This window comes from Pseudomonas sp. GW821-FHT01C01 (genome assembly GCF_059422645.1).
Genome location: NZ_JBWKXF010000031.1, coordinates 39330 through 58126, shown reverse-complemented (window position 1 = coordinate 58126; position 18797 = coordinate 39330). Strand labels below are relative to the sequence as shown.

The following is an 18797-nucleotide window of genomic DNA, read 5'->3' as shown; positions in this document are numbered from 1 at the left end:
ATCGTGACCAGTAATGTGTCGTCGGCCAATCCGTGGAAACTGCCATAACCCCGGCAACGCCTTGCTCATACATTGGCGCTGCCTGGCCGATGCTGCGAAGGTCAGAAGGTTGACCGCACAGCCGGGCCGACTCGAACGTGGACCCGCCGTTGCGGGATCGACGCTACGTACATGATGCGGGCGCTAGTATATGCGGGTTGATCGCCCGTTCCTGCCCTCCGCCGGGCATAGGTGGTGATCGTTCCTGAGGGAAATTTCTCTTTTTTCGTGCGACTAATGATCGATATCCGATAAGCCCGGAAATTGACTGCTCAATCGGGCGCATCGGCTGGCAAGCATTTCACGCAAAAGGTTCACCGGCTTACTCAATTGTGCGCGATGGGCGCACAACAGATTCAGCGGTGCGCGCTCACAGAGCAGCTCCGGCATGAGCACTTTGAGGCGTCCGGCCAGTACATCGGCGGCGACATCAAGCCAGGATTTGTAAGCGATCCCGGCACCCGCCACGGCCCACAGGCGCACGACATCGGCATCGTCACTGAAGCGATCGCCACTGACGGTCAGGCTGACTTCGCGTTTGCCGTCGTGAAAACTCCAGTGATCGTGGACCCGGCTGCCGAGCATGTACAACAGGCAATTGTGTTGCGCCAGTTGCTCCAGATGCCGAGGCTCGCTATGACGGGCCAGATAGCCGGGAGCGGCGCACAACACTCGGCGGTTCTGCGGGGCGATGGGCAGAGCCACCAGGCTGGAATCCTCCGGCTCACCGTAGCGCAGGGCAATGTCTACCGGTTGGCGAAACAGGTCGGCGATGCGGTCCCCCAGCAGCAGGCGTACGGTAAGTTTCGGATGCTCGTGTTGAAACTCGTCCAGCCAGGGCAGCAACAGATTACGGCCAAAATCCGATGGTGCCGACAGCTGTAGAATCCCGCTGACCTGGTCCTGGCCGCTCGCCAGCAATCGCCGGCCCTCGTCGAGATTGCTCAGTGCCGCGCGGGCGTATTCGAGAAAGCCCTCGCCTTCGGCGGTCAGGCGCAGGCTGCGGGTCGAACGGGCCAATAGACGGGCGCCGAGTTGCTGTTCGATGCGCTTGAGCGCCGCACTGGCCACCGCCGCCGACATGTCCATGCCCCGCGCGGCGGCCGACAGACTGCCCAGGTCCGCCGCCCGGACAAACAACTGCAAGTCATCGAAACGCAGCATCAAGAACACCGATTATCAAAAAAATATTGAAAGAGACTGCTCTTTTAGCCGGTTTTATCTTCAGGAGAAATAGCCAATCATCCGCCTCATCGAATCTCTTCTTTATTAGTGTTCAGGAGCCGCCCATGAAAGCCATTGCCTACTACGCCTCGTTGCCGATCAGCGACGAAAATGCTCTGCAAGACCTCGAGTTGCCAGAGCCGGTTGCCGGTCCCCGCGACTTGCTGGTCGAAGTCAAAGCCATTTCGGTCAACCCGGTGGACACCAAGGTGCGCCAGAACGTCCAGCCGGAAGGCGGCACGGCCAAGGTGCTGGGTTGGGACGTGGCGGGCGTGGTCAAGGCGGTGGGCAGTGACGTGACGCTGTTCACGGTCGGCGACAAGGTGTTTTACGCCGGCTCCATCGCGCGTGCGGGCGGCAACAGTGAGTTGCATGTGGTGGACGAGCGCATCGTCGGCCACATGCCAAAGACCCTTGGTTTCGCCGAGGCCGCCGCCCTGCCGCTCACTGCGATCACGGCGTGGGAACTGTTGTTCGAACGCCTGCAAGTGCGCGAAGGCAAAACCGACGAAGGCCAGAGCCTGTTGATCGTCGGCGCGGCGGGTGGCGTCGGCTCGATTCTTACTCAGCTGGCTAACCAACTGACGGCCCTGAAAGTCATCGGCACCGCTTCGCGTCCGCAAACCCAAAGCTGGGTGAAAGAGCTGGGTGCCGACCTGGTGATCGACCATGGCCAGCCACTGAGCGAAGCACTCAAGCGTGCCGGTGTGGATCAGGTCACCCACGTCGCCAGCCTGACCCAGACCGACCAGCACCTGGATCAATTGGTCGAGGCATTGGCCCCCCAAGGCAAGCTGGCGCTGATCGATGACCCCAAGGCGCTGGACGTGACCAAGCTCAAGCGCAAGAGCCTGTCACTGCACTGGGAGTTCATGTACACCCGTTCGCTGTTTGAAACCGAGGACATGATTGAGCAGCACAACCTGCTCAATCGCGTCGCCTGGCTGATCGATGCCGGCACACTGAAAACCACGGTGGGCGAACACTTCGGCACGATCAACGCGGCCAATTTGCGCCGTGCCCACGCCCTGCTGGAGAGCGGTAAAGCCAAGGGCAAGATTGTGCTGGAAGGGTTCTGAAGCGCTGAAAAAACCATCGCTGACTTCATCGCCTTCTGCTGTTTTCCGTCTGCGACCGGGAAGTCCCGGTCGCAGACAGCCCCTGAGGGCACCCTCGAAGAGTCGTGTTTTTTTTAGTTACAAACCGTCAGTCCGACAGTTGATCCTTGTCACAATGGTGCTCGTATTCAGGACTACAATCGAATCTCCTGCGAGGCAATGTTTTGCGTAACGTCTTTTACGAGACATCTTTTACGAGAGGAATTCAGTTATGAAGATCCTGATAAAAGAACTGGCAAAGTCCCAGTGGCAAGTTCGCTTAGACCAACATGCTGTGACGTTCCGCAGCGAAGCAGAAGCTCGCGCTTTCACGCGTACCCTTGAAGCCCGTATCCAGGCCCCCCACCAGATTCCCATCCTCAACCCGCAGCGTGCTGCCGGCTGACTCCGGCCTCAAACCTGCGCTTGCGCCAGCGCCCGGGCATTTTGCAAACGCCGGGTAAGCATCGCCGCGCTCACCACCAGAATCCCACACAGGCTGATGACCATGGCCATCGGCACAGCGCTGCCGTCGTGCAATACACCCACCAGCGCTGAGGCGCCGGCCGCCACACTGAACTGCAGGCAACCGAGCAGCGCCGACGCGCTGCCGGCCCGTGTGCCCTGTCCGCTCATCGCGCAGGCTGCGGCGTTGGGGCTGATGCAACCGAGGCTGGAAATACAGATGAACAATGGAATCAGCAGCGGCCACAGGTGGGCCGTGTGCAGAGCGCTGACAGCGAGCAGGGTCAGACCGGCCGCGAGATAAACCCACACCGCGCGCGCCAGCAAGAACGTCGGGCCACGTTTGGCTAGCAGCCGCGCGTTGACCTGCGCCACCAGAATGAAGCCCGCCGCATTGGTGCCGAACAACCAGCCGAAATGCTCGGCCGGAACGCCGTAGAGCTTGATGATGATGAAGGGTGAGCCAGCGATGTAGGCAAACATCCCGGCGATGGCGATGCCCCCCGTCAAGGCGTGGCCAAGAAATATCGGGTCGGCCAGCAACCGACCGTACTGACGCAGCGCACCCGACAGCGGTTGGCGCGGTATGTGGGCCGGCAAGCTTTCCGGTAATCCCGTGGCCACCGCCAGCCCCGCCAACGCACTGAACCCGGTCAAGGCCAGGAAGATCGACTGCCAGCCTGTGGTGTTGACCAGCAACCCACCCAGCAATGGCGCGAGGATAGGCGCGAGCCCCATCACCAGCATCAACTGCGAAAAGACTTTTGCCGAACCCACCGCATCACATTTGTCGCTGACCACCGCCCGGGAAATCACCATGCCCGCGCAGCCACCGAGCGCCTGGACGAAACGCGCACCGATCAGCCATTCCAGATTCGGCGCATAGGCGCACGCCACCGAGGCAGCGGTGAACAGGCCGACACCGGTGAGCAACGGAATGCGTCGCCCGAAACGATCCGCCACCGGGCCATAGGCCAACTGACCGATGGACAAGCCGAGGAAGTAGGCCGCCAACGTCATCTGGACGTGATTTTCGTCCGTCCCGAAGGCCAGTGCCATGGCCGGGAAAGCCGGCAGATAGAAATCGATCGCCAGCGGACCGAAAGCGCTCAAGGCGCCGAGAATCAGAATGGTACGGAAGTTCATCAGGCATCCAGTGGGGCAGAAGTCGGCAGGCCGACAGTCTAGCCGCGCATGGACGCCTTGAACATTAAGATAGCTCGCTAACTATTAAAATCAGGCCAATTTGACGCCGTAACCTTCTTCGCTGATCGCTTCGATCACTTGCTCGGCGCTCAGCGCACTTTCGACTCCGACCTCCCTGGCTGCCAGATCGACCCGCACACTGGCCGCCGGGTCTTTGGCCTGGACCGCCTGAGTGATGGCCTTGACGCAATGGCCACAAGACATGCCTTCAACGTTGAACACTTGCATGGGATGACTCCTTTTCCGAGATTGAGCCCAGTTTCGAGCTTGCCACCATGGCAAGGTCAAGTTCTGAAGATTGCTGCCGGGCTGGCAATCGACGCGGGGCTCGGCCAAGCTGCGTCCATCAATGACTCGAACTCAGGAGATTCAGCCATGCGCTGGTCAGTTTTCAGCCTGTTTGGCTTTCTCAGCCTTTTCGCCACCGTGCCTTCGGTCAATGCTGCCGGTCAGGATTATGGCGTGCTGATCATTTCTCGCGAGCGCCTGGAAGTCGCGACCAGTTGCGAAATCGGTGTGTACATCCAGGATCAACTGGCGGCGCGGCTGTTTCAGGAGCAGAGCACCTCGTTCAACCTGCCGCCCGGCATCGTGTCGCTGCGCCTCAAATTGCTGCCGGGTCAGGTGCCGGGTTGCAATCCGGGCATGCTCGCGCCGGGTTCGCAGAATATCCAGCTCAAGGCCGGGGATGTGCTCAAGTACCGGATCGCGATGACGCAGGAAGGGATATACCTCAAGCGCGCCGGACTCGGCTACTGACACACAACCCTTGTGGGAGCGGGCTTGCTCGCTCCCACATTCAATCAGTGGCACGTCTAAGATGGGTGCTTGACCTTGCCAGCATGGCAAGGTTGATCCTGTGGTCATCTACTACAGGGAGTGCGACCGATGTCCGAATCCACCACGTTCGACCTGCCGATTGCCGGCATGACCTGCGCCAGTTGCGCCGGGCGTGTCGAGCGCGCCTTGAGCAAAGTCATTGGCGCCAGTGCCGTCAGCGTCAACCTCGCCACTGAACAGGCGCGGGTGCAAGCGCCCAGCGACAGTCTGCCGGCCCTGATGGATGCCGTGGCCAAGGCCGGCTACAGCGTGCCGCAACAGAATCTGGAATTGAGCATCGACGGCATGACCTGCGCATCCTGCGTCGGTCGCGTCGAGCGTGCGCTGGGCAAAGTTGCGGGAGTGAAAAGCGTCAGCGTCAACCTGGCCAACGAACGCGCCCACCTTGAACTGCTCGGCCAGATCGATCCGCAAACCTTGATCGCGGCGGTGGCCAAGGCTGGCTACACCGCCATCGTCTGGGAAACCGAACACCCACCCACCGACAATCAGCAACAGCGCCTGCATCGCGAACGCCTGGCCTTGATCATCGCCATTGCCCTCGCCTTGCCGCTGGTATTGCCGATGCTGCTACAGCCATTTGGCGTGCACTGGATGCTCCCGGCCTGGGCGCAGTTCGCCTTGGCCACGCCGGTGCAATTCATCTTCGGCGCACGGTTTTACGTCGCCGCGTGGAAAGCCGTACGCGCCGGGGCCGGCAACATGGATTTGCTGGTGGCCCTGGGCACCAGCGCCGGTTATGGCTTGAGCCTGTACGAATGGGCCACCGCCGCCGGGCGCATGCCGCATCTGTATTTCGAAGCCTCGGCGGTGGTGATCGCCCTAGTGCTGCTGGGCAAATACTTGGAAAGCCGCGCCAAGCGCCAGACCGCCAGCGCCATCCGCGCCCTCGAAGCCTTGCGTCCGGAACGGGCGATTCAGGTGATCGATGGCCGCGAACAAGAAGTCGCCATCAGCGCCCTGCGCCTCAATGATTTGGTGATGGTCAAACCCGGCGAACGCTTCCCGGTGGACGGCGAAGTGGTTGAAGGCCGGAGCCACGCCGACGAAGCCCTGATCACTGGCGAGAGCCTGCCGGTGCCCAAGCAGCCCGGCGACAAAGTCACCGGCGGTGCGATCAACGGCGAAGGCCGGTTGCTGGTGCGTACCCAGGCCCTGGGTGCGGAAACCGTGCTGGCGCGGATCATCCGGCTGGTGGAAGACGCCCAGGCCGCAAAAGCGCCGATCCAGAAACTGGTGGATAAAGTCAGCCAGGTATTCGTGCCCACCGTGCTGTTGATTGCCCTGGCAACCCTGATCGGCTGGTGGCTGCATGGCGCGCCGATGGAAACCGCGCTGATCAACGCCGTGGCGGTGCTGGTAATCGCCTGCCCGTGCGCCCTGGGCCTGGCCACACCGACGGCGATCATGGCCGGCACCGGCGTGGCGGCACGCTACGGGATTCTGATCAAGGACGCCGAAGCACTGGAACGTGCCCATGAAGTCAGCGCAGTGGTGTTCGACAAGACCGGCACCCTGACCTCCGGCGCCCCGCGCATCGCTCATCTGAGTGCCATCGACGGTGACGAGGCGAGCCTGCTGCAATTGGCCGGCGCCCTGCAACGCGGCAGTGAGCATCCGCTGGCCAAGGCTGTTCTGGATGCCTGTGCCGAACGCCATTTGACAGTGGCCGATGTCAGCGACAGCCAGTCCCTCACCGGCCGTGGCATCGCCGGCAGCCTCGAAGGCCGTCGTCTGGCGCTGGGCAATCGGCGCCTGCTGGAAGACAACGGCCTGAGCACCGGCCTGTTGGCCGACTCGGCGATCGCATGGGAAAGCGAAGGCCGGACCTTGTCCTGGTTGATCGAACAAAAGCCCGAGCCACGCGTACTGGGCCTGTTCGCCTTCGGTGACACCCTCAAGCCCGGCGCGCTGCAAGCGGTGCAACAACTCAGCGCGCGGAGAATCAGCAGCCACCTGCTGACCGGTGACAATCGCGGCAGCGCCAACGTGGTGGCCGAGGCGCTGGGCATCCACGATGTGCATGCCGAAGTGCTGCCGGCGGACAAAGCCGCCACGGTCGCCGCATTGAAGAAAACCGCTGTGGTGGCAATGGTCGGTGACGGCATCAACGACGCCCCGGCACTGGCCGCCGCCGATATCGGTATCGCCATGGGCGGCGGCACCGACGTCGCCATGCACGCGGCCGGCATCACTCTGATGCGCGGCGATCCGCGACTGGTGCCGGCCGCGCTGGAGATCAGCCGCAAGACCTACGCAAAAATCCGTCAGAATCTGTTCTGGGCCTTCGTCTATAACCTGATCGGCATTCCGCTGGCAGTGTTTGGCGTGCTCAACCCGGTACTGGCCGGTGCGGCCATGGCATTGTCGAGCGTCAGCGTGGTGAGCAATGCGCTACTGTTGAAAACCTGGAAACCCAAGGACCTGGAGGACAACCGATGAACATCGGCCAAGCGGCCCGCCACAGCGGCCTGAGCGCAAAGATGATCCGTTACTACGAGTCCATCGGCTTGCTCAAGGCGGCCCATCGCACCGACAGCGGTTACCGGGTGTACGGCGATGATGACCTGCACACGCTGGCGTTCATCAAGCGCTCGCGGGACCTGGGGTTTTCCCTGGAGGAAGTCGGCAAGTTGCTGACCCTCTGGCAAGACCGCCAGCGCGCCAGCGCCGATGTGAAGGCGTTGGCCCGCCAGCACATCGATGAGTTGAACCAGAAGATCCGTGAACTGGGGCAGTTGCGCGATACGTTGCAGGATCTGGTTGAGCACTGTCAGGGCGATCATCGGCCGGATTGTCCGATTCTGAAGAATCTTGAATCGGGCTGTTGTGCCACCCCGGCCCGCGCATGATTGCAGGGCTATTCCCTGTGGGAGCGGGCTTGCTCGCGAAAGCGGTGTGTCATGCAACATTGATGTCGACTGACACGACGCCTTCGCGAGCAAGCCCGCTCCCACATCAGTTCTCCAGTGTCTGGAAGTAGGCACCCACAAAAAACCCGGCCGAAGCCGGGTTTTTCTTTAGCCGATCACTGCATCCACGGTGGAGGCGGCTCTTCAGTTTTGCCCGGCGGAGCATCGTCCGCCGCGCGTGCCGCTTGCTTGCGTTCTTCATCCAGGCGTGCGGCCTCGATTTCGCGCATGATTCCGCCTACGTCGGCCAGATCTTCCGATTCGGCGAACTCGCCGGTCAGGACGCTGGCCGGGTGCAAGGTGCCGGCCTCGTACAAGGCCCACATTTCCTTGGCGTATTTGGTCTTCTTCAACTCCGGCGCAAACCGCCCGAAGTAGGACGCCATGTTGCCCACGTCGCGCTCCAGCATGCTGAATGCGTGGTTGTTACCCGCCGCATCCACCGCTTGCGGCAGGTCGATGATCACCGGGCCGGTCGGCGTCAGCAGCACGTTGAACTCGGACAGGTCGCCGTGCACCAGGCCGGTACACAGCATCAGCACGATCTGGGAAATCAGAAACGCGTGATACTCGCGGGCCTGATCCGGCTCCAGCACCACATCGTTCAAACGCGGCGCGGCATCACCGTACTCGTCGGCCACCAGTTCCATCAGCAGCACGCCTTCGAGGAAGTCATACGGCTTGGGCACCCGCACACCGGCATTGGCCAGGCGGAACAGCGCTGCCACTTCGGCGTTCTGCCAGGCGTCTTCGGTTTCCTTGCGGCCAAACTTGGAACCCTTGGCCATCGCCCGGGCCTGACGGCTGTTGCGCACCTTGCGGCCTTCCTGATACTCGGCCGCCTGACGAAAACTGCGTTTGTTCGCCTCCTTGTAGACCTTCGCGCAACGTAACTGGTTACCGCAGCGCACCACATAAACAGCTGCTTCTTTACCACTCATGAGTGGGCGCAGCACCTCGTCGACCAGACCGTCCTCGATCAGGGGTTCAATGCGTTTTGGAGTCTTCATCAGCTTTTATTGTGGGTCCTTTATTACCAAACACGCGAAAGTCATTCGTTATACGGCAATCCACTCACCGGGGGGAGGGGTTGCCGACTTATGAGCATTGCAGAATGCACACAATGTGCCGATTTCATCGGATAAAACCGACCACCGCCACGGATCGTTCCAGATCATAGCCGAGCCTGCGTCACTTGTTGTGCAAGGGTATTGAGGGCAATTGCGACAGAAACCGACACCACTGTTCACACCTTCCGTAGGATTTTTCCAAACAGGCCTCAATTTCCTCCGACAACAGCCGAAGTCCTTAGTGACAAAGTGATTTGTCCGACAATCGCTGCCACAACAAAAGCGATGCCGCACTCAAGGACCCGGGTTGACCAAGAACGTTTACGGCTGCCAAAAAACCGCGAGTCATCTGCACTGCGTGGGCCTACAAGAAAATCTGGAGCGCGGATGAACATCAAACAGAAGTTGACCTGGGCGTTTGCAATCATCGCCTGCCTGCCCGTGGTGCTGGTTGCCACCCTCGTTGTGCTGAACCTGCGCAGTGATGCCAGGGACGAATTCATCGACGGCAGTGCCCGCGAGATTCGTCAGGTCAGCAATGCCATGCAATTGTTCTTTGACGGTATCAGCCAGAACGTCGATTACCTGGCCAGGCAGCCGTTGATCCGAAACTCCGACGACAGCCTAAAGACCTACATGGCTGCCAACGCCGAGAGCATCCCTCAGGGCGAGGCGGACAAAAAAGTTTTCACCCTGCTCCAGGACCTGGGCAACAGCCACCCGGCCTACGCCTATGCGATCCTCGGCACGGCGGCGGGCGGTTACGTGTCGTGGCCGGATGATCCGAAACTGAGCAACTACGACCCGCGCCAGCGCCCCTGGTACAAGGCCGCCCAGGCCAAACCGGGCAAGCCGTTCCGCACCGAGGCCTACTACTGGGCCCAGGACGATGCGACCTACGTCAGCACCGTGCGCACCATCGACAACAAGTTGGGCACCAACGGCGGCGTGGTCAGCATCGACGTGACGCTCAAGCAGCTCACCGAGATCGTCAAACAGATCAAACTCGGCGAAACCGGCTACCTGATGCTGCTGGAAAACACCGGCATGGTCCTGGTGGACCCGAAACAACCGGAACACAACTTCAAACCGCTGAACAGCCTCGGCGACGGCTACGCGCAACTGGCCAAGGCCGGCAAGGGCCTGGTGGAAGTGGAGCTCAACGGCGAACGCTACATGGCCAACGTCTGGCCATCGGAGCAACTGGGCTGGACCTTCATCGGCCTGATCAAACAGAACGACGTGATGAGTTCCGCGACCCAGTTGACCTGGTTGATCGCCATCATCGCCGCCGTTCTGGCCGTCGTCTTCGCCATCGTCGGCGCCAGTTTTGCCAGCCTCATCGTGCGTCCGATCCGCAGCGTGGCCAGCGGCCTGGAAGGCATCGCCCAGGGCGAAGGCGACCTGACCCAGAACCTGCAAATCCGTGGCAACGACGAAACCGCGCAACTGGCCAACTGGTTCAACCAGTTCCTGACCGCGATTCGCAACCTGATCCAGAACATCGGCGGTGCGGCGGGCAAGATCCTCGCCACGTCCAAGAGTTCGACCCAGGTTTCCAGCGACATGGCCGAAGCCGCCGGACGCCAGCGTGAAGCGGTGGACATGGTCTCCACGGCGTTCCACGAAATGGTCGCCACCGCCAACGAAGTCGCACGCTCTTGCAGTCAGGCTGCGGAGTCTGCCGACAGTGGCCAGCGCCAGGCGCGCGAAGGTCAACAGCAGATCGATGCGGCGGTGAACAGCGTGGATCGCCTGAGCCAGGAAATCGAACAGTCGGCCCAGTCGATGCAACAGCTCGAACGCGACAGCAACGACATTCAGTCGATCCTCGGGACCATCCGTTCGATCGCCGAGCAGACCAACCTGCTGGCACTGAACGCCGCCATCGAAGCGGCCCGGGCCGGTGAACAAGGTCGCGGTTTTGCCGTGGTGGCCGATGAAGTACGTGCCCTGGCCAAACGCACAGCCGACTCCACGGCGGAAATCGACGGACTGCTGGGCAACCTGGCCAAACGCACCAGCCAGGTGACCCAACAGATGCACGCCAGCCTGGAGGTGTCCCAGCAATCGGTGACGCGCATCGGTGAAGCGCGCAACAGCTTCGGGCAGATTCGTGAGTCGGTGGACGTGATCCGCGATATGAACACCCAGATCGCCACGGCGGCGGAACAGCAGCATCAAGTGGCCGAAGACATCAATCGGCACATCAGCCAGATCCATGGCGATGCGCAGTTGGTGGCGGAACTGGCCAACTCGGCGCGCCTGGATTCACAGAGCCTGGCCGGGTTGTCGAATGAGCTGGACGGGTTGGTGCGCAGGTTCCGTACCTGATCCCTGTTGCCGGGTGGCCGCTTTGCGGCCATTCGCTGGCAAGCCAGCTCCTACAAATGTGCGGAACGGTCCAACCTGTAGGAGCTGGCTTGCCAGCGAAAGCGAGCTCACTGTCAAAACAGAAATAAGTAACCTTGCTCAGCGTTCGATGATGGCGGTCACGCCCTGCCCGCCCGCCGCGCAAATCGAAATCAGTCCCCGCCCCTTGCCCGCCGCATCCAGCAGCTTCGCCAGGTTGGCGACGATGCGCCCGCCCGTGGCGGCAAACGGGTGCCCAGCCGCCAGTGAACTGCCCTTGACGTTAAGTCGGCTGCGGTCAATCGAACCCAACGCCGTGTCGAGGCCGAGACGGGTTTTGCAATACTCCGGATCTTCCCAGGCCTTCAACGTGCACAGCACTTGCGCGGCGAAGGCTTCGTGGATTTCGTAGTAATCGAAGTCCTGCAAGGTCAGGCCATTGCGCGCCAGCAAACGCGGCACGGCGTAGACCGGAGCCATCAACAACCCTTCCGCACCGTTGACGAAATCCACCGCCGCCGCCTCGCCGTCGCGCCAGTAGGCAAGAATCGGTAACCCGCGAGCCTTGGCCCATTCTTCGCTGCCCAGCAGCACCAGTGACGCACCATCGGTCAATGGCGTGGAGTTGCCCGCCGTCAGGGTGCCCTTGGCGCTTTTCTCGTAGGCCGGCTTGAGCGCGGCGAGCTTTTCCAGGGTCGAATCCGCGCGCAGGTTGTTGTCGCGGGTGAGCCCCAGGAACGGTGTCATCAGGTCGTTGTGCCAGCCTTCGGCGTAGGACGCAGCCAGTTTCTGATGGCTCTCAAGCGCCAATTGATCCTGTGCTTCGCGAGGGATGCTCCAGGTCTGAGCCATCAACTCGCAATGCTGCCCCATGGACAACCCGGTACGCGGTTCACCGTTGCGTGGGAACTCGGGGATCAGATGTTTGGGGCGCAATTGCAGGAAGGTTTTCAGTTTGTCGCCGGTGGTTTTGGCGCGATTGGCCTGCAGGAGGATTTTGCGCAGGCCCTCGCTGACACTGATCGGCGCATCCGAGGTGGTGTCCACGCCACCGGCAATCCCGCAGTCGATCTGGCCCAGGGCAATCTTGTTCGCCACCAGCAACGCCGCTTCCAGCCCGGTGCCGCAAGCCTGCTGGATGTCATAGGCCGGGGTGGCGGGCGACAGTCGCGAACCGAGCACGCACTCGCGTGTGAGGTTCATGTCCCGCGACAACTTGAGCACGGCGCCCGCGACCACTTCGCCGATGCGCTGGCCATGCAGGTTGTAGCGTTCGATCAGGCCTTCGAGGGCGGCAGTGAGCATCACCTGGTTACTGGCCGTGGCGTAAGGGCCGTTGGAGCGGGCGAAAGGAATCCGGTTACCGCCGATGATCGCGACGCGGCGCAGTTGGGTCATAAATGCTCCTGATGAATTATCTGAACTGAACACGGCCCCCTGTGGGAGCGGGCTTGCTCGCGAAGGCGGCCTGTCAGCTACATTGATGTCGACTGACTTATCGCCATCGCGAGCAAGCTCGCTCCTACACCAGCGTAGGCCTTATCTCGTGGATCGAACGACTGATCGCCATTCATGGTCCACACTTTGAACCCCAGCTTTCGGAGCGCGTTTCATGTCTGACCGCTATATCGACTTCGCCAATTCGTCCATCGGCCATCGCCTGGTCGGCGCCCTGGGGTTGCCGGTGCCGACCCGACTGGAGCGCTGGCAAGCAGGCCGGCTGCGACCTGTAGAAGGTGCGCTGCTGATCGGCGGCGGGCCGTTGGCGGAGCAAGTCAGTGCCTTCGCCAACCGCCTGACCGACGCGATTTACAGCTACGGCACCGAGCCTTCGATAGCCACCGCCTGGATTCCCGGCCACGGGCCGAAACTCAAGGCCGTGGTGTTCGACGCCAGCGATCTGCTGCACACCGAACAGCTCAAGCAACTGCGCGAGTTTTTCCAGCCGTTGATGAAAAACCTCGATCACTGTGCGCATCTGGTGATTCTCGGGCGCGATCCGCAAACCTTGCGCGCCCCGTTCGCCGCCAGTGCGCAACGTGCCCTGGAAGGTTTCAGCCGTTCGCTGGCCAAGGAGTTGCGCAGCGGTGGCACCCTGCAATTGATCTATGTCGGCGAAGGAGCCGAGACACAACTGGAAGGCCCGCTGCGGTTTTTCCTCTCGCCCAAAAGTGCTTTCGTGTCCGGGCAGGTCATTCGCTTGAATCCTTGCGCGACGCCCGTCACCGACTGGACGCGCCCGCTCGCCGGGCGCAAGGCACTGGTCACCGGCGCGGCGCGGGGCATTGGTGCCGCCATCGCGGAAACCCTGGCCCGTGATGGTGCCGACGTCATCCTGCTCGACGTGCCACCGGCCAGGACCGATCTCGATGCCCTCGCCGCACGCCTCGGCGGACGCAGCATCACCCTCGACATCTGCGCCGAAGACGCCGCCACGCAGTTGATCGAACAGTTGCCCGACGGCCTTGACATCGTGGTGCACAACGCCGGCATCACCCGGGATAAAACCCTGGCCAACATGACCCCGGAATTCTGGGACGCGGTGCTGGCGGTCAACCTCAATGCGCCGCAAGTGCTGACCAAAGCCCTGCTCGACAGCGGCACCCTGCACGACAACGGTCGGGTGATTCTGCTGGCATCCATCAGCGGCATCGCCGGCAATCGCGGGCAAACCAACTACGCGGCGAGCAAGGCCGGGCTCATTGGTCTGGCGCAAGCCTGGGCGCCGCTGCTCACCGAGCGCGGCATCAGCATCAACGCCGTGGCGCCGGGGTTCATCGAAACGCAGATGACCGCGCACATTCCCTTCGGCCTGCGCGAAGCCGGACGCCGCATGAGTTCCCTCGGCCAGGGCGGCTTGCCACAAGACGTCGCCGAGGCCGTGGCCTGGCTCGCACAACCGGGCACCGGCGCGTTCACCGGACAAGCGTTGCGCGTATGCGGGCAAAGCGTTCTGGGGGCTTAAGGATGACCACCGACTGGCACACACTCAACCGCGAACCCAGCCTGCCAGGGTTGTACGCACGAGCGGCGACACGGCGAAAAATCACTGGCGCCCGCCTGGCCGATTCGGGTTTGCGCTGCTGGGTCGATGTCGATCCCAAGCGCCTGGCGGCCTATCGCAAGGTCTGCGGTTTCGCCGACAACGGCCTGCTGCCGCCGACCTATCCGCATATCCTCGGGTTTGCCTTGCAGATGCAATTGCTCACGGCCAGGGACTTCCCGTTCCCGCTGCTGGGCCTGATTCACCTGAGCAATCGCATCCGTGTGCTGCGCCCCATGGGCGGGGTCAGTCGGGTGCGCGTCAGCGTGCAGGTGCAGAACCTGCAACCCCACGCCAAAGGCGCGACGTTTGATTTGCTGACCACCCTCGACGATCAGTTGGGGCCGTTGTGGGAAGCGCAAAGCCGAATGCTCTGTCGCGGCGTCAAACTCGAGGGCGAAGCGGTCGAAGTGCATCTACCAAGCAGCCTGGCCTTGACCGAAGTCGAGCACTGGAAAGCGCCCTCGGACATCGGCCGGCAATACGCCAAGGTATCCGGCGACTACAACCCGATCCACCTGAGTGCGGCCAGCGCCCGACTCTTCGGTTTCCCGACCGCCATCGCCCATGGCTTATGGAACAAGGCGCGAACGCTGGCTGCGCTGGCCGGGCACCTGCCGACGGCGAATATCGAGATCACGGTGCAGTTCAAGAAGCCGGTACGGTTGCCCGGCGAGGTAACGTTGCTCGCCAGTGCACCGGGACCTGGAGGGGATTTGCAGTTGGTGGGCGCCGGGGATCTGGAGCATATGGTCGGGCATTGGCAACCGGTTGCCTGATAAGGCTGAATGCCATGTTGCGCGATGGCACCGAGGGGCGGTGACGAGTGGCACGGTGAAGGCAGTGGCTCCCACAGATCGGCGTACACAGATGCCCTTCACCACTCATCAGGCCGAGCGTTAGTAGGACTAAGCTTTGCATACGGTAAAAAACGTCCGTTTTGTCTGAATGATTCTATGCTGACATTACTCAGTGATGGTCAGGGTAGACGCACTCATGAAAGCCAGCCTCCTGGGCATCAGTCAGATGCCGAATCTGCCAGCGACACTCACGGCCAGTGCGAGCCTGCAATTTTGAGTGCCGGGGACAAACTGTTCGGGCGCCTGCTCCACCGCCATCCGCCGCCCCCACCGGAGCTGCCAGAGGCACTGCGGGTGCACAATTTCGGATTGCAGATGCAGCTCAATGCCGAGGGGCGTGTGGTTCAACTGAGCGGTCCGCTGCGGCACTTGCTGACTCAGCCTCCCCCCGGCGCGCAGGCACCGCATTTGCTCGACTTCCTGCTGCCCCACAGCATCCTCGCCATCGAAGGTGCACCGGCGGACTGGCAGGGAAAAACACTGGACCTGGACTTTCACAGCCTCAGCGGTCCCCCGCTGCACCTGCGCGGCTGGGTGCAACCCTTGGCCGATGCCTGGTTGTTGCAGATGCTGGACATCGGCGACTTGCTGCTTGAGCGCCGGCAGTCGCGCAACCGAGAACAATGCCAGGTGCTGGCGATGCAAATCGCCGGACAGTTGCGCCTGTGCAGCCTGACGCGCCTGCCCGAGGTGCTGGCCGAACAACTGCAAAGCCTGGCACAGCGCTTTCAGATTCCGTGCATTGCCCTGGCCGTGCTTGATGAGCAGGCACAGGGTTGGCAAATTCACCAGCACTACGCGGCCTTCGATGCACCGCAACTTTGGCAAAACGGTCAACGCCTGGGCACGGGGCTGGACAGCTTGAGCGGCTCGGCACCACAGCACTTGAGCCTGCGCGAACACCCGCGCCTGCAAGGCACGTTCGGCAATACCGATGGCTTCGCCGTGCCCTATCAAGACGCTCAAGGAGTGGTCGCCTGGTTGCTGTGCGGTTACTTCACGGCGCCACATCGCGCCCCCGATGTCACGGAACGCGACTGGCTGCAAATCGCCGCCGCACTCGCCAGCCCTTTGCTCGAGCGCCTGCACGAGCATCGGCATCATCTGCAACTGGAGCGCCTGGAATCGCTGCAAGCCTTGCTGGGCTCAGGTTGGTGGGAAGTCTTCAGCGACAGCGGCGACATTCAACTGGCGCCCTCGCTGGCCAGTACCCTGAACCTTGAAGCATCACGACTGCCCCTGCAAAACTGGCTCGCTCAAATACATCCCGCCGACCGCGAAGAACTGCGTATTCGCCTGCATGACTTGCAGGACACAGGCATGCCCCTGCTGCTGTGCGTGCGTCTGCATCGCGCCGATGACACCCTCGCGCCGGTCTGGTACCGCCTGCAAGGCCAAGCCATGGGCGTGGGAAAAAGCCGTCGTCTGGTGGGTTTCATGCTCGACATCAGCGACATCAAGAACCAGGAGCAGAGCGCCGCTGCTGCTCATGCGCGCCTGGACAATCTGATCGCCAACTCACCGGCGGTGATTTATGTACAGCGCTATGTCGAAGGTGCGTTGCAACCGGTGTTCTTCAGCGACAGCCTGTTGCCGTTGCTCGGCTGGACCCTCGCCGACTGCACACCCGGAGCGCTGGTAGAGCGGGTGCATCCCGACGACCGCCTGCAGTATTTCGAGCGCACCCGCCAGTTGCTGCGTGAAGGCTCGGTGCGCGCCCACTATCGGCTGCGCGACAGTCGCGGCGACTATCACTGGCTGCTCGATGAGGCTCGATTGCTGCGCGACGACCTCGGCCTGCCGGTGGAAGCCGTGGGTCTGTGGCTGGACGTCACCGACGCGACCCTGGCCACCGAACAGGTCAGGCAAAGTGAAGAACGCTACCGGATTCTGGTGGAAGACTCGCCGGCGATGATCTGCCGCTACCTCCCGGACCTGACCCTGACCTTCGGCAACCGTCCGTTGGCGACTTATCTGGAACTGGCGCCCGAGCAACTGCCGGGGGTGAATCTGGGCAGCTGGATGTCCGAGGAACAGCGCGATGCATTCACCCAGCGGCTGAACCATCTGAGCCCCGAGCTTCCGGTCAGCACCGCCGAGATCAATCTGCAACTGCCTGGCCGCGAACACGCCTGGTGGGTCTGGTCCGATCGCGGGGTATTTGACGAACAGGGCCGATTGCTCGAGGTTCAGGCCGTTGGGCGCGACAACACCGAAGTGCGGCGCTCGCAGCAGCAGCTCACGCAAAGCGCGAAAATGGCCACCCTCGGTGAAATGGCCACCGGCCTGGTCCATGAGATCAACCAGCCGTTGAATGTAATGCGCATGGCCATCGCCAATGTGCTCAAGCGCCTGAGCAACGGCGACGCGCAGGTCGACTACCTGATCGACAAGCTCACCCGCATCGACACGCAAGTGCAGCGCGCCGCACGGGTGGTGGACCACATGCGGGTGTTCGGCCGTCGCTCGGAAATCGAGCAGCAACCGTTCAACCCGACCCTGGCCATCGAAGGCACGCTGTCGCTGTTGTCCGAGGGCATGCGTGGCAAAGGCATCGACCTGCGCATCAGTGAGAGCGGTTTTGAAGTGCAAGTGCGCGGCTATGTCGATCAGCTTGAACAAGTGCTGATCAACCTGATGGTCAACGCCCGGGATGCATTGCTCGGCAAGCGCGAGGCCAACCCCGGGTTCAAGCCGTGGATCTCGGTGTACGCCGAACGGGATACCCGCTCGGTACGCCTGTGGGTCGAGGACAACGGCGGCGGTATCGACCCGCGTTTGCTGGAACGGATTTTCGAGCCGTTCTTCACCACCAAAGCGGTCGGCGTCGGCACCGGTCTGGGGCTGTCGGTGAGCTATGGCATCGTTGAAAACATGGGCGGCAAACTGAGCGTCAGGAACTCCGCCGAGGGTGCGCGCTTCTGCATCGAACTGCCGATCGTGACGCCGGACTAGATCACCAGGGATGGGCGTCCCGGGTGACAACTGAGGTTGGCACCTGCCTCGACTTTGTTCAGGTCGATCCTCAGGCTCGCCAGTGTCGAGCATAAAAAACCCCTGTGGGGGCACAGGGGTTGTGGGGCTGGCTGATTCTAGGAGGCGTGCGGTGGATAGTTGGCCAATATCCGCGTGACTGTTTCCCAGATGGCATCGCGACGATCCGACGGGTTCGGCGTGCGGCTGAGTATCTGTTCGTCACTGCCGCGCCACACCAGTTTGCCGTCCTTGCCATCGAGCAGGTCGATCTGGATGGTCGCCACTTTGTAGCTGACATTGCGGGTTTCGTTGTACATCGGTGCGCCGTAATAGCCATACCAAGGGTTTCCCCACCCACCGCCGTAATTGGTGGTCACCTGTTGTTGCCGATCTTCGACAATCAGGTAGGCCTGTACATTCAAGTCACCCTTGGCACCTGCGGCGGCCGGGCGCAGACCGCGCTGATCCAGTTGATCGGCAACTGCCTGGCGGACGCGCTGTTCGGTCAGGTCGCTCTTGATCCGTGGATCATCGGGACGGTATTGCAGGGCGGGTTCTTTCCAGGTCCAGCTGCGATAGGTAGCAAAGTCGCGGCTGGCGTCGAAGTCATGATTGACCTGGTTGGCGGCGCAGGCACTGAGCAGCGCGGCCACTGCCAGTAAAACAAAACGGCGGAACATGATGATTCTCCGGTTGAAGACATGATCCTGTGG

15 protein-coding genes and 1 pseudogene are annotated in these 18797 nt (G+C 61.9%); 10 read left to right on the top strand and 6 right to left on the bottom strand.

Translation table 11 applies throughout. The annotated features are described in order from the left end of the window. Positions 1-273: 273 nt before the first annotated feature. Positions 274-1203 (bottom strand): transcription regulator VimR, encoded by a 930-nt coding sequence (gene vimR / locus AC07XF_RS18815; protein WP_495027621.1) that lies wholly within the window; start codon positions 1201-1203, stop codon positions 274-276. A gap of 125 nt (positions 1204-1328) precedes the next feature. On the opposite strand from vimR, the gene AC07XF_RS18810 reads away from it, so the two are divergent. Together AC07XF_RS18810 and AC07XF_RS18805 are read left to right on the top strand one after the other, a co-directional pair. After that, positions 1329-2342, top strand: coding sequence for a zinc-binding alcohol dehydrogenase family protein (locus AC07XF_RS18810; protein ID WP_495027620.1), 1014 nt, complete (start codon positions 1329-1331; stop codon positions 2340-2342). 250 nt (positions 2343-2592) lie between these two features. After that, positions 2593-2766, top strand: a complete 174-nt coding sequence (locus tag AC07XF_RS18805; RefSeq protein WP_007991330.1) for a hypothetical protein — start codon at positions 2593-2595, stop codon at positions 2764-2766. Between the two features lie 8 nt (positions 2767-2774). Here the strand turns inward: AC07XF_RS18805 and AC07XF_RS18800 are convergent, their stop codons facing one another. Continuing rightward, the gene (locus AC07XF_RS18800; RefSeq protein WP_495027619.1) at positions 2775-3971 is read right to left on the bottom strand and encodes a multidrug effflux MFS transporter; all 1197 of its coding nucleotides are present in this window, start codon (positions 3969-3971) and stop codon (positions 2775-2777) included. Between the two features lie 90 nt (positions 3972-4061). Further along, positions 4062-4259 carry a heavy-metal-associated domain-containing protein gene (locus AC07XF_RS18795; RefSeq protein ID WP_007991325.1) on the bottom strand — a complete coding sequence of 66 codons (198 nt, stop codon included), beginning with the start codon at positions 4257-4259 and terminating at the stop codon, positions 4062-4064. 147 nt (positions 4260-4406) lie between these two features. On the opposite strand from AC07XF_RS18795, the gene AC07XF_RS18790 reads away from it, so the two are divergent. The 3 genes from AC07XF_RS18790 to cueR all read left to right on the top strand — a co-directional run bounded on the left by AC07XF_RS18790 (position 4407) and on the right by cueR (position 7723). Beyond that, positions 4407-4790 (top strand): hypothetical protein, encoded by a 384-nt coding sequence (locus tag AC07XF_RS18790; RefSeq protein WP_495027618.1) that lies wholly within the window; start codon positions 4407-4409, stop codon positions 4788-4790. A gap of 129 nt (positions 4791-4919) precedes the next feature. Further along, positions 4920-7313 (top strand): heavy metal translocating P-type ATPase, encoded by a 2394-nt coding sequence (locus AC07XF_RS18785; protein WP_495027617.1) that lies wholly within the window; start codon positions 4920-4922, stop codon positions 7311-7313. After that, a complete protein-coding gene (cueR, locus tag AC07XF_RS18780) occupies positions 7310-7723 on the top strand; it encodes a Cu(I)-responsive transcriptional regulator (protein ID WP_007991319.1) in 414 nt (137 codons plus the stop codon). Before AC07XF_RS18785 ends, cueR begins: the two co-directional genes overlap by 4 nt. A 176-nt stretch (positions 7724-7899) precedes the next feature. Here cueR and AC07XF_RS18775 read toward each other — a convergent pair whose 3' ends face one another. Then, positions 7900-8793 carry a PA4780 family RIO1-like protein kinase gene (locus AC07XF_RS18775; RefSeq protein ID WP_277534267.1) on the bottom strand — a complete coding sequence of 298 codons (894 nt, stop codon included), beginning with the start codon at positions 8791-8793 and terminating at the stop codon, positions 7900-7902. 345 nt (positions 8794-9138) lie between these two features. Between AC07XF_RS18775 and AC07XF_RS18770 the strand changes: the two are divergent. Both AC07XF_RS18770 and AC07XF_RS18765 read left to right on the top strand, forming a co-directional pair. Continuing rightward, positions 9139-10329, top strand: a pseudogene (locus AC07XF_RS18770) (cache domain-containing protein); the annotation flags it as partial. 90 nt (positions 10330-10419) lie between these two features. Further along, positions 10420-11187, top strand: coding sequence for a methyl-accepting chemotaxis protein (locus tag AC07XF_RS18765; protein ID WP_371319548.1), 768 nt, complete (start codon positions 10420-10422; stop codon positions 11185-11187). Positions 11188-11325: 138 nt separating this feature from the next. On the opposite strand, the gene AC07XF_RS18760 is transcribed toward AC07XF_RS18765, so the two are convergent. Continuing rightward, complete coding sequence (locus AC07XF_RS18760) at positions 11326-12603, bottom strand: acetyl-CoA C-acetyltransferase (RefSeq protein WP_495027616.1); 1278 nt, start codon at positions 12601-12603, stop codon at positions 11326-11328. 214 nt (positions 12604-12817) lie between these two features. On the opposite strand from AC07XF_RS18760, the gene AC07XF_RS18755 reads away from it, so the two are divergent. The 3 genes from AC07XF_RS18755 to AC07XF_RS18745 all read left to right on the top strand — a co-directional run bounded on the left by AC07XF_RS18755 (position 12818) and on the right by AC07XF_RS18745 (position 18063). Then, a complete protein-coding gene (locus tag AC07XF_RS18755; RefSeq protein WP_495027615.1) occupies positions 12818-14170 on the top strand; it encodes a 3-oxoacyl-ACP reductase in 1353 nt (450 codons plus the stop codon). Between the two features lie 2 nt (positions 14171-14172). Continuing rightward, on the top strand, positions 14173-15027 hold the full coding sequence (locus AC07XF_RS18750) for a MaoC family dehydratase (RefSeq protein WP_495027614.1): 855 nt from the start codon (positions 14173-14175) through the stop codon (positions 15025-15027). Positions 15028-15321: 294 nt separating this feature from the next. Next, a complete protein-coding gene (locus AC07XF_RS18745) occupies positions 15322-18063 on the top strand; it encodes an ATP-binding protein (RefSeq protein ID WP_495027631.1) in 2742 nt (913 codons plus the stop codon). A gap of 137 nt (positions 18064-18200) precedes the next feature. Here the strand turns inward: AC07XF_RS18745 and AC07XF_RS18740 are convergent, their stop codons facing one another. Continuing rightward, entirely contained in the window at positions 18201-18764 is a 564-nt protein-coding gene (locus AC07XF_RS18740; protein ID WP_495027613.1) for a DUF4136 domain-containing protein, read from the bottom strand. Positions 18765-18797 lie beyond the last annotated feature (33 nt).

Excerpts from the sequence above, each read along its gene's own strand:
- vimR (WP_495027621.1), bottom strand. The coding sequence starts at position 1,203 with ATGCTGCGTTTCGATGACTTGCAGTTGTTTGTCCGGGCGGCGGACCTG.
- AC07XF_RS18810 (WP_495027620.1), top strand. The coding sequence starts at position 1,329 with ATGAAAGCCATTGCCTACTACGCCTCGTTGCCGATCAGCGACGAAAAT.
- AC07XF_RS18805 (WP_007991330.1), top strand. The coding sequence starts at position 2,593 with ATGAAGATCCTGATAAAAGAACTGGCAAAGTCCCAGTGGCAAGTTCGC.
- AC07XF_RS18800 (WP_495027619.1), bottom strand. The coding sequence starts at position 3,971 with ATGAACTTCCGTACCATTCTGATTCTCGGCGCCTTGAGCGCTTTCGGT.
- AC07XF_RS18795 (WP_007991325.1), bottom strand. The coding sequence starts at position 4,259 with ATGCAAGTGTTCAACGTTGAAGGCATGTCTTGTGGCCATTGCGTCAAG.
- AC07XF_RS18790 (WP_495027618.1), top strand. The coding sequence starts at position 4,407 with ATGCGCTGGTCAGTTTTCAGCCTGTTTGGCTTTCTCAGCCTTTTCGCC.
- AC07XF_RS18785 (WP_495027617.1), top strand. The coding sequence starts at position 4,920 with ATGTCCGAATCCACCACGTTCGACCTGCCGATTGCCGGCATGACCTGC.
- cueR (WP_007991319.1), top strand. The coding sequence starts at position 7,310 with ATGAACATCGGCCAAGCGGCCCGCCACAGCGGCCTGAGCGCAAAGATG.
- AC07XF_RS18775 (WP_277534267.1), bottom strand. The coding sequence starts at position 8,793 with ATGAAGACTCCAAAACGCATTGAACCCCTGATCGAGGACGGTCTGGTC.
- AC07XF_RS18765 (WP_371319548.1), top strand. The coding sequence starts at position 10,420 with ATGGCCGAAGCCGCCGGACGCCAGCGTGAAGCGGTGGACATGGTCTCC.
- AC07XF_RS18760 (WP_495027616.1), bottom strand. The coding sequence starts at position 12,603 with ATGACCCAACTGCGCCGCGTCGCGATCATCGGCGGTAACCGGATTCCT.
- AC07XF_RS18755 (WP_495027615.1), top strand. The coding sequence starts at position 12,818 with ATGTCTGACCGCTATATCGACTTCGCCAATTCGTCCATCGGCCATCGC.
- AC07XF_RS18750 (WP_495027614.1), top strand. The coding sequence starts at position 14,173 with ATGACCACCGACTGGCACACACTCAACCGCGAACCCAGCCTGCCAGGG.
- AC07XF_RS18740 (WP_495027613.1), bottom strand. The coding sequence starts at position 18,764 with ATGTTCCGCCGTTTTGTTTTACTGGCAGTGGCCGCGCTGCTCAGTGCC.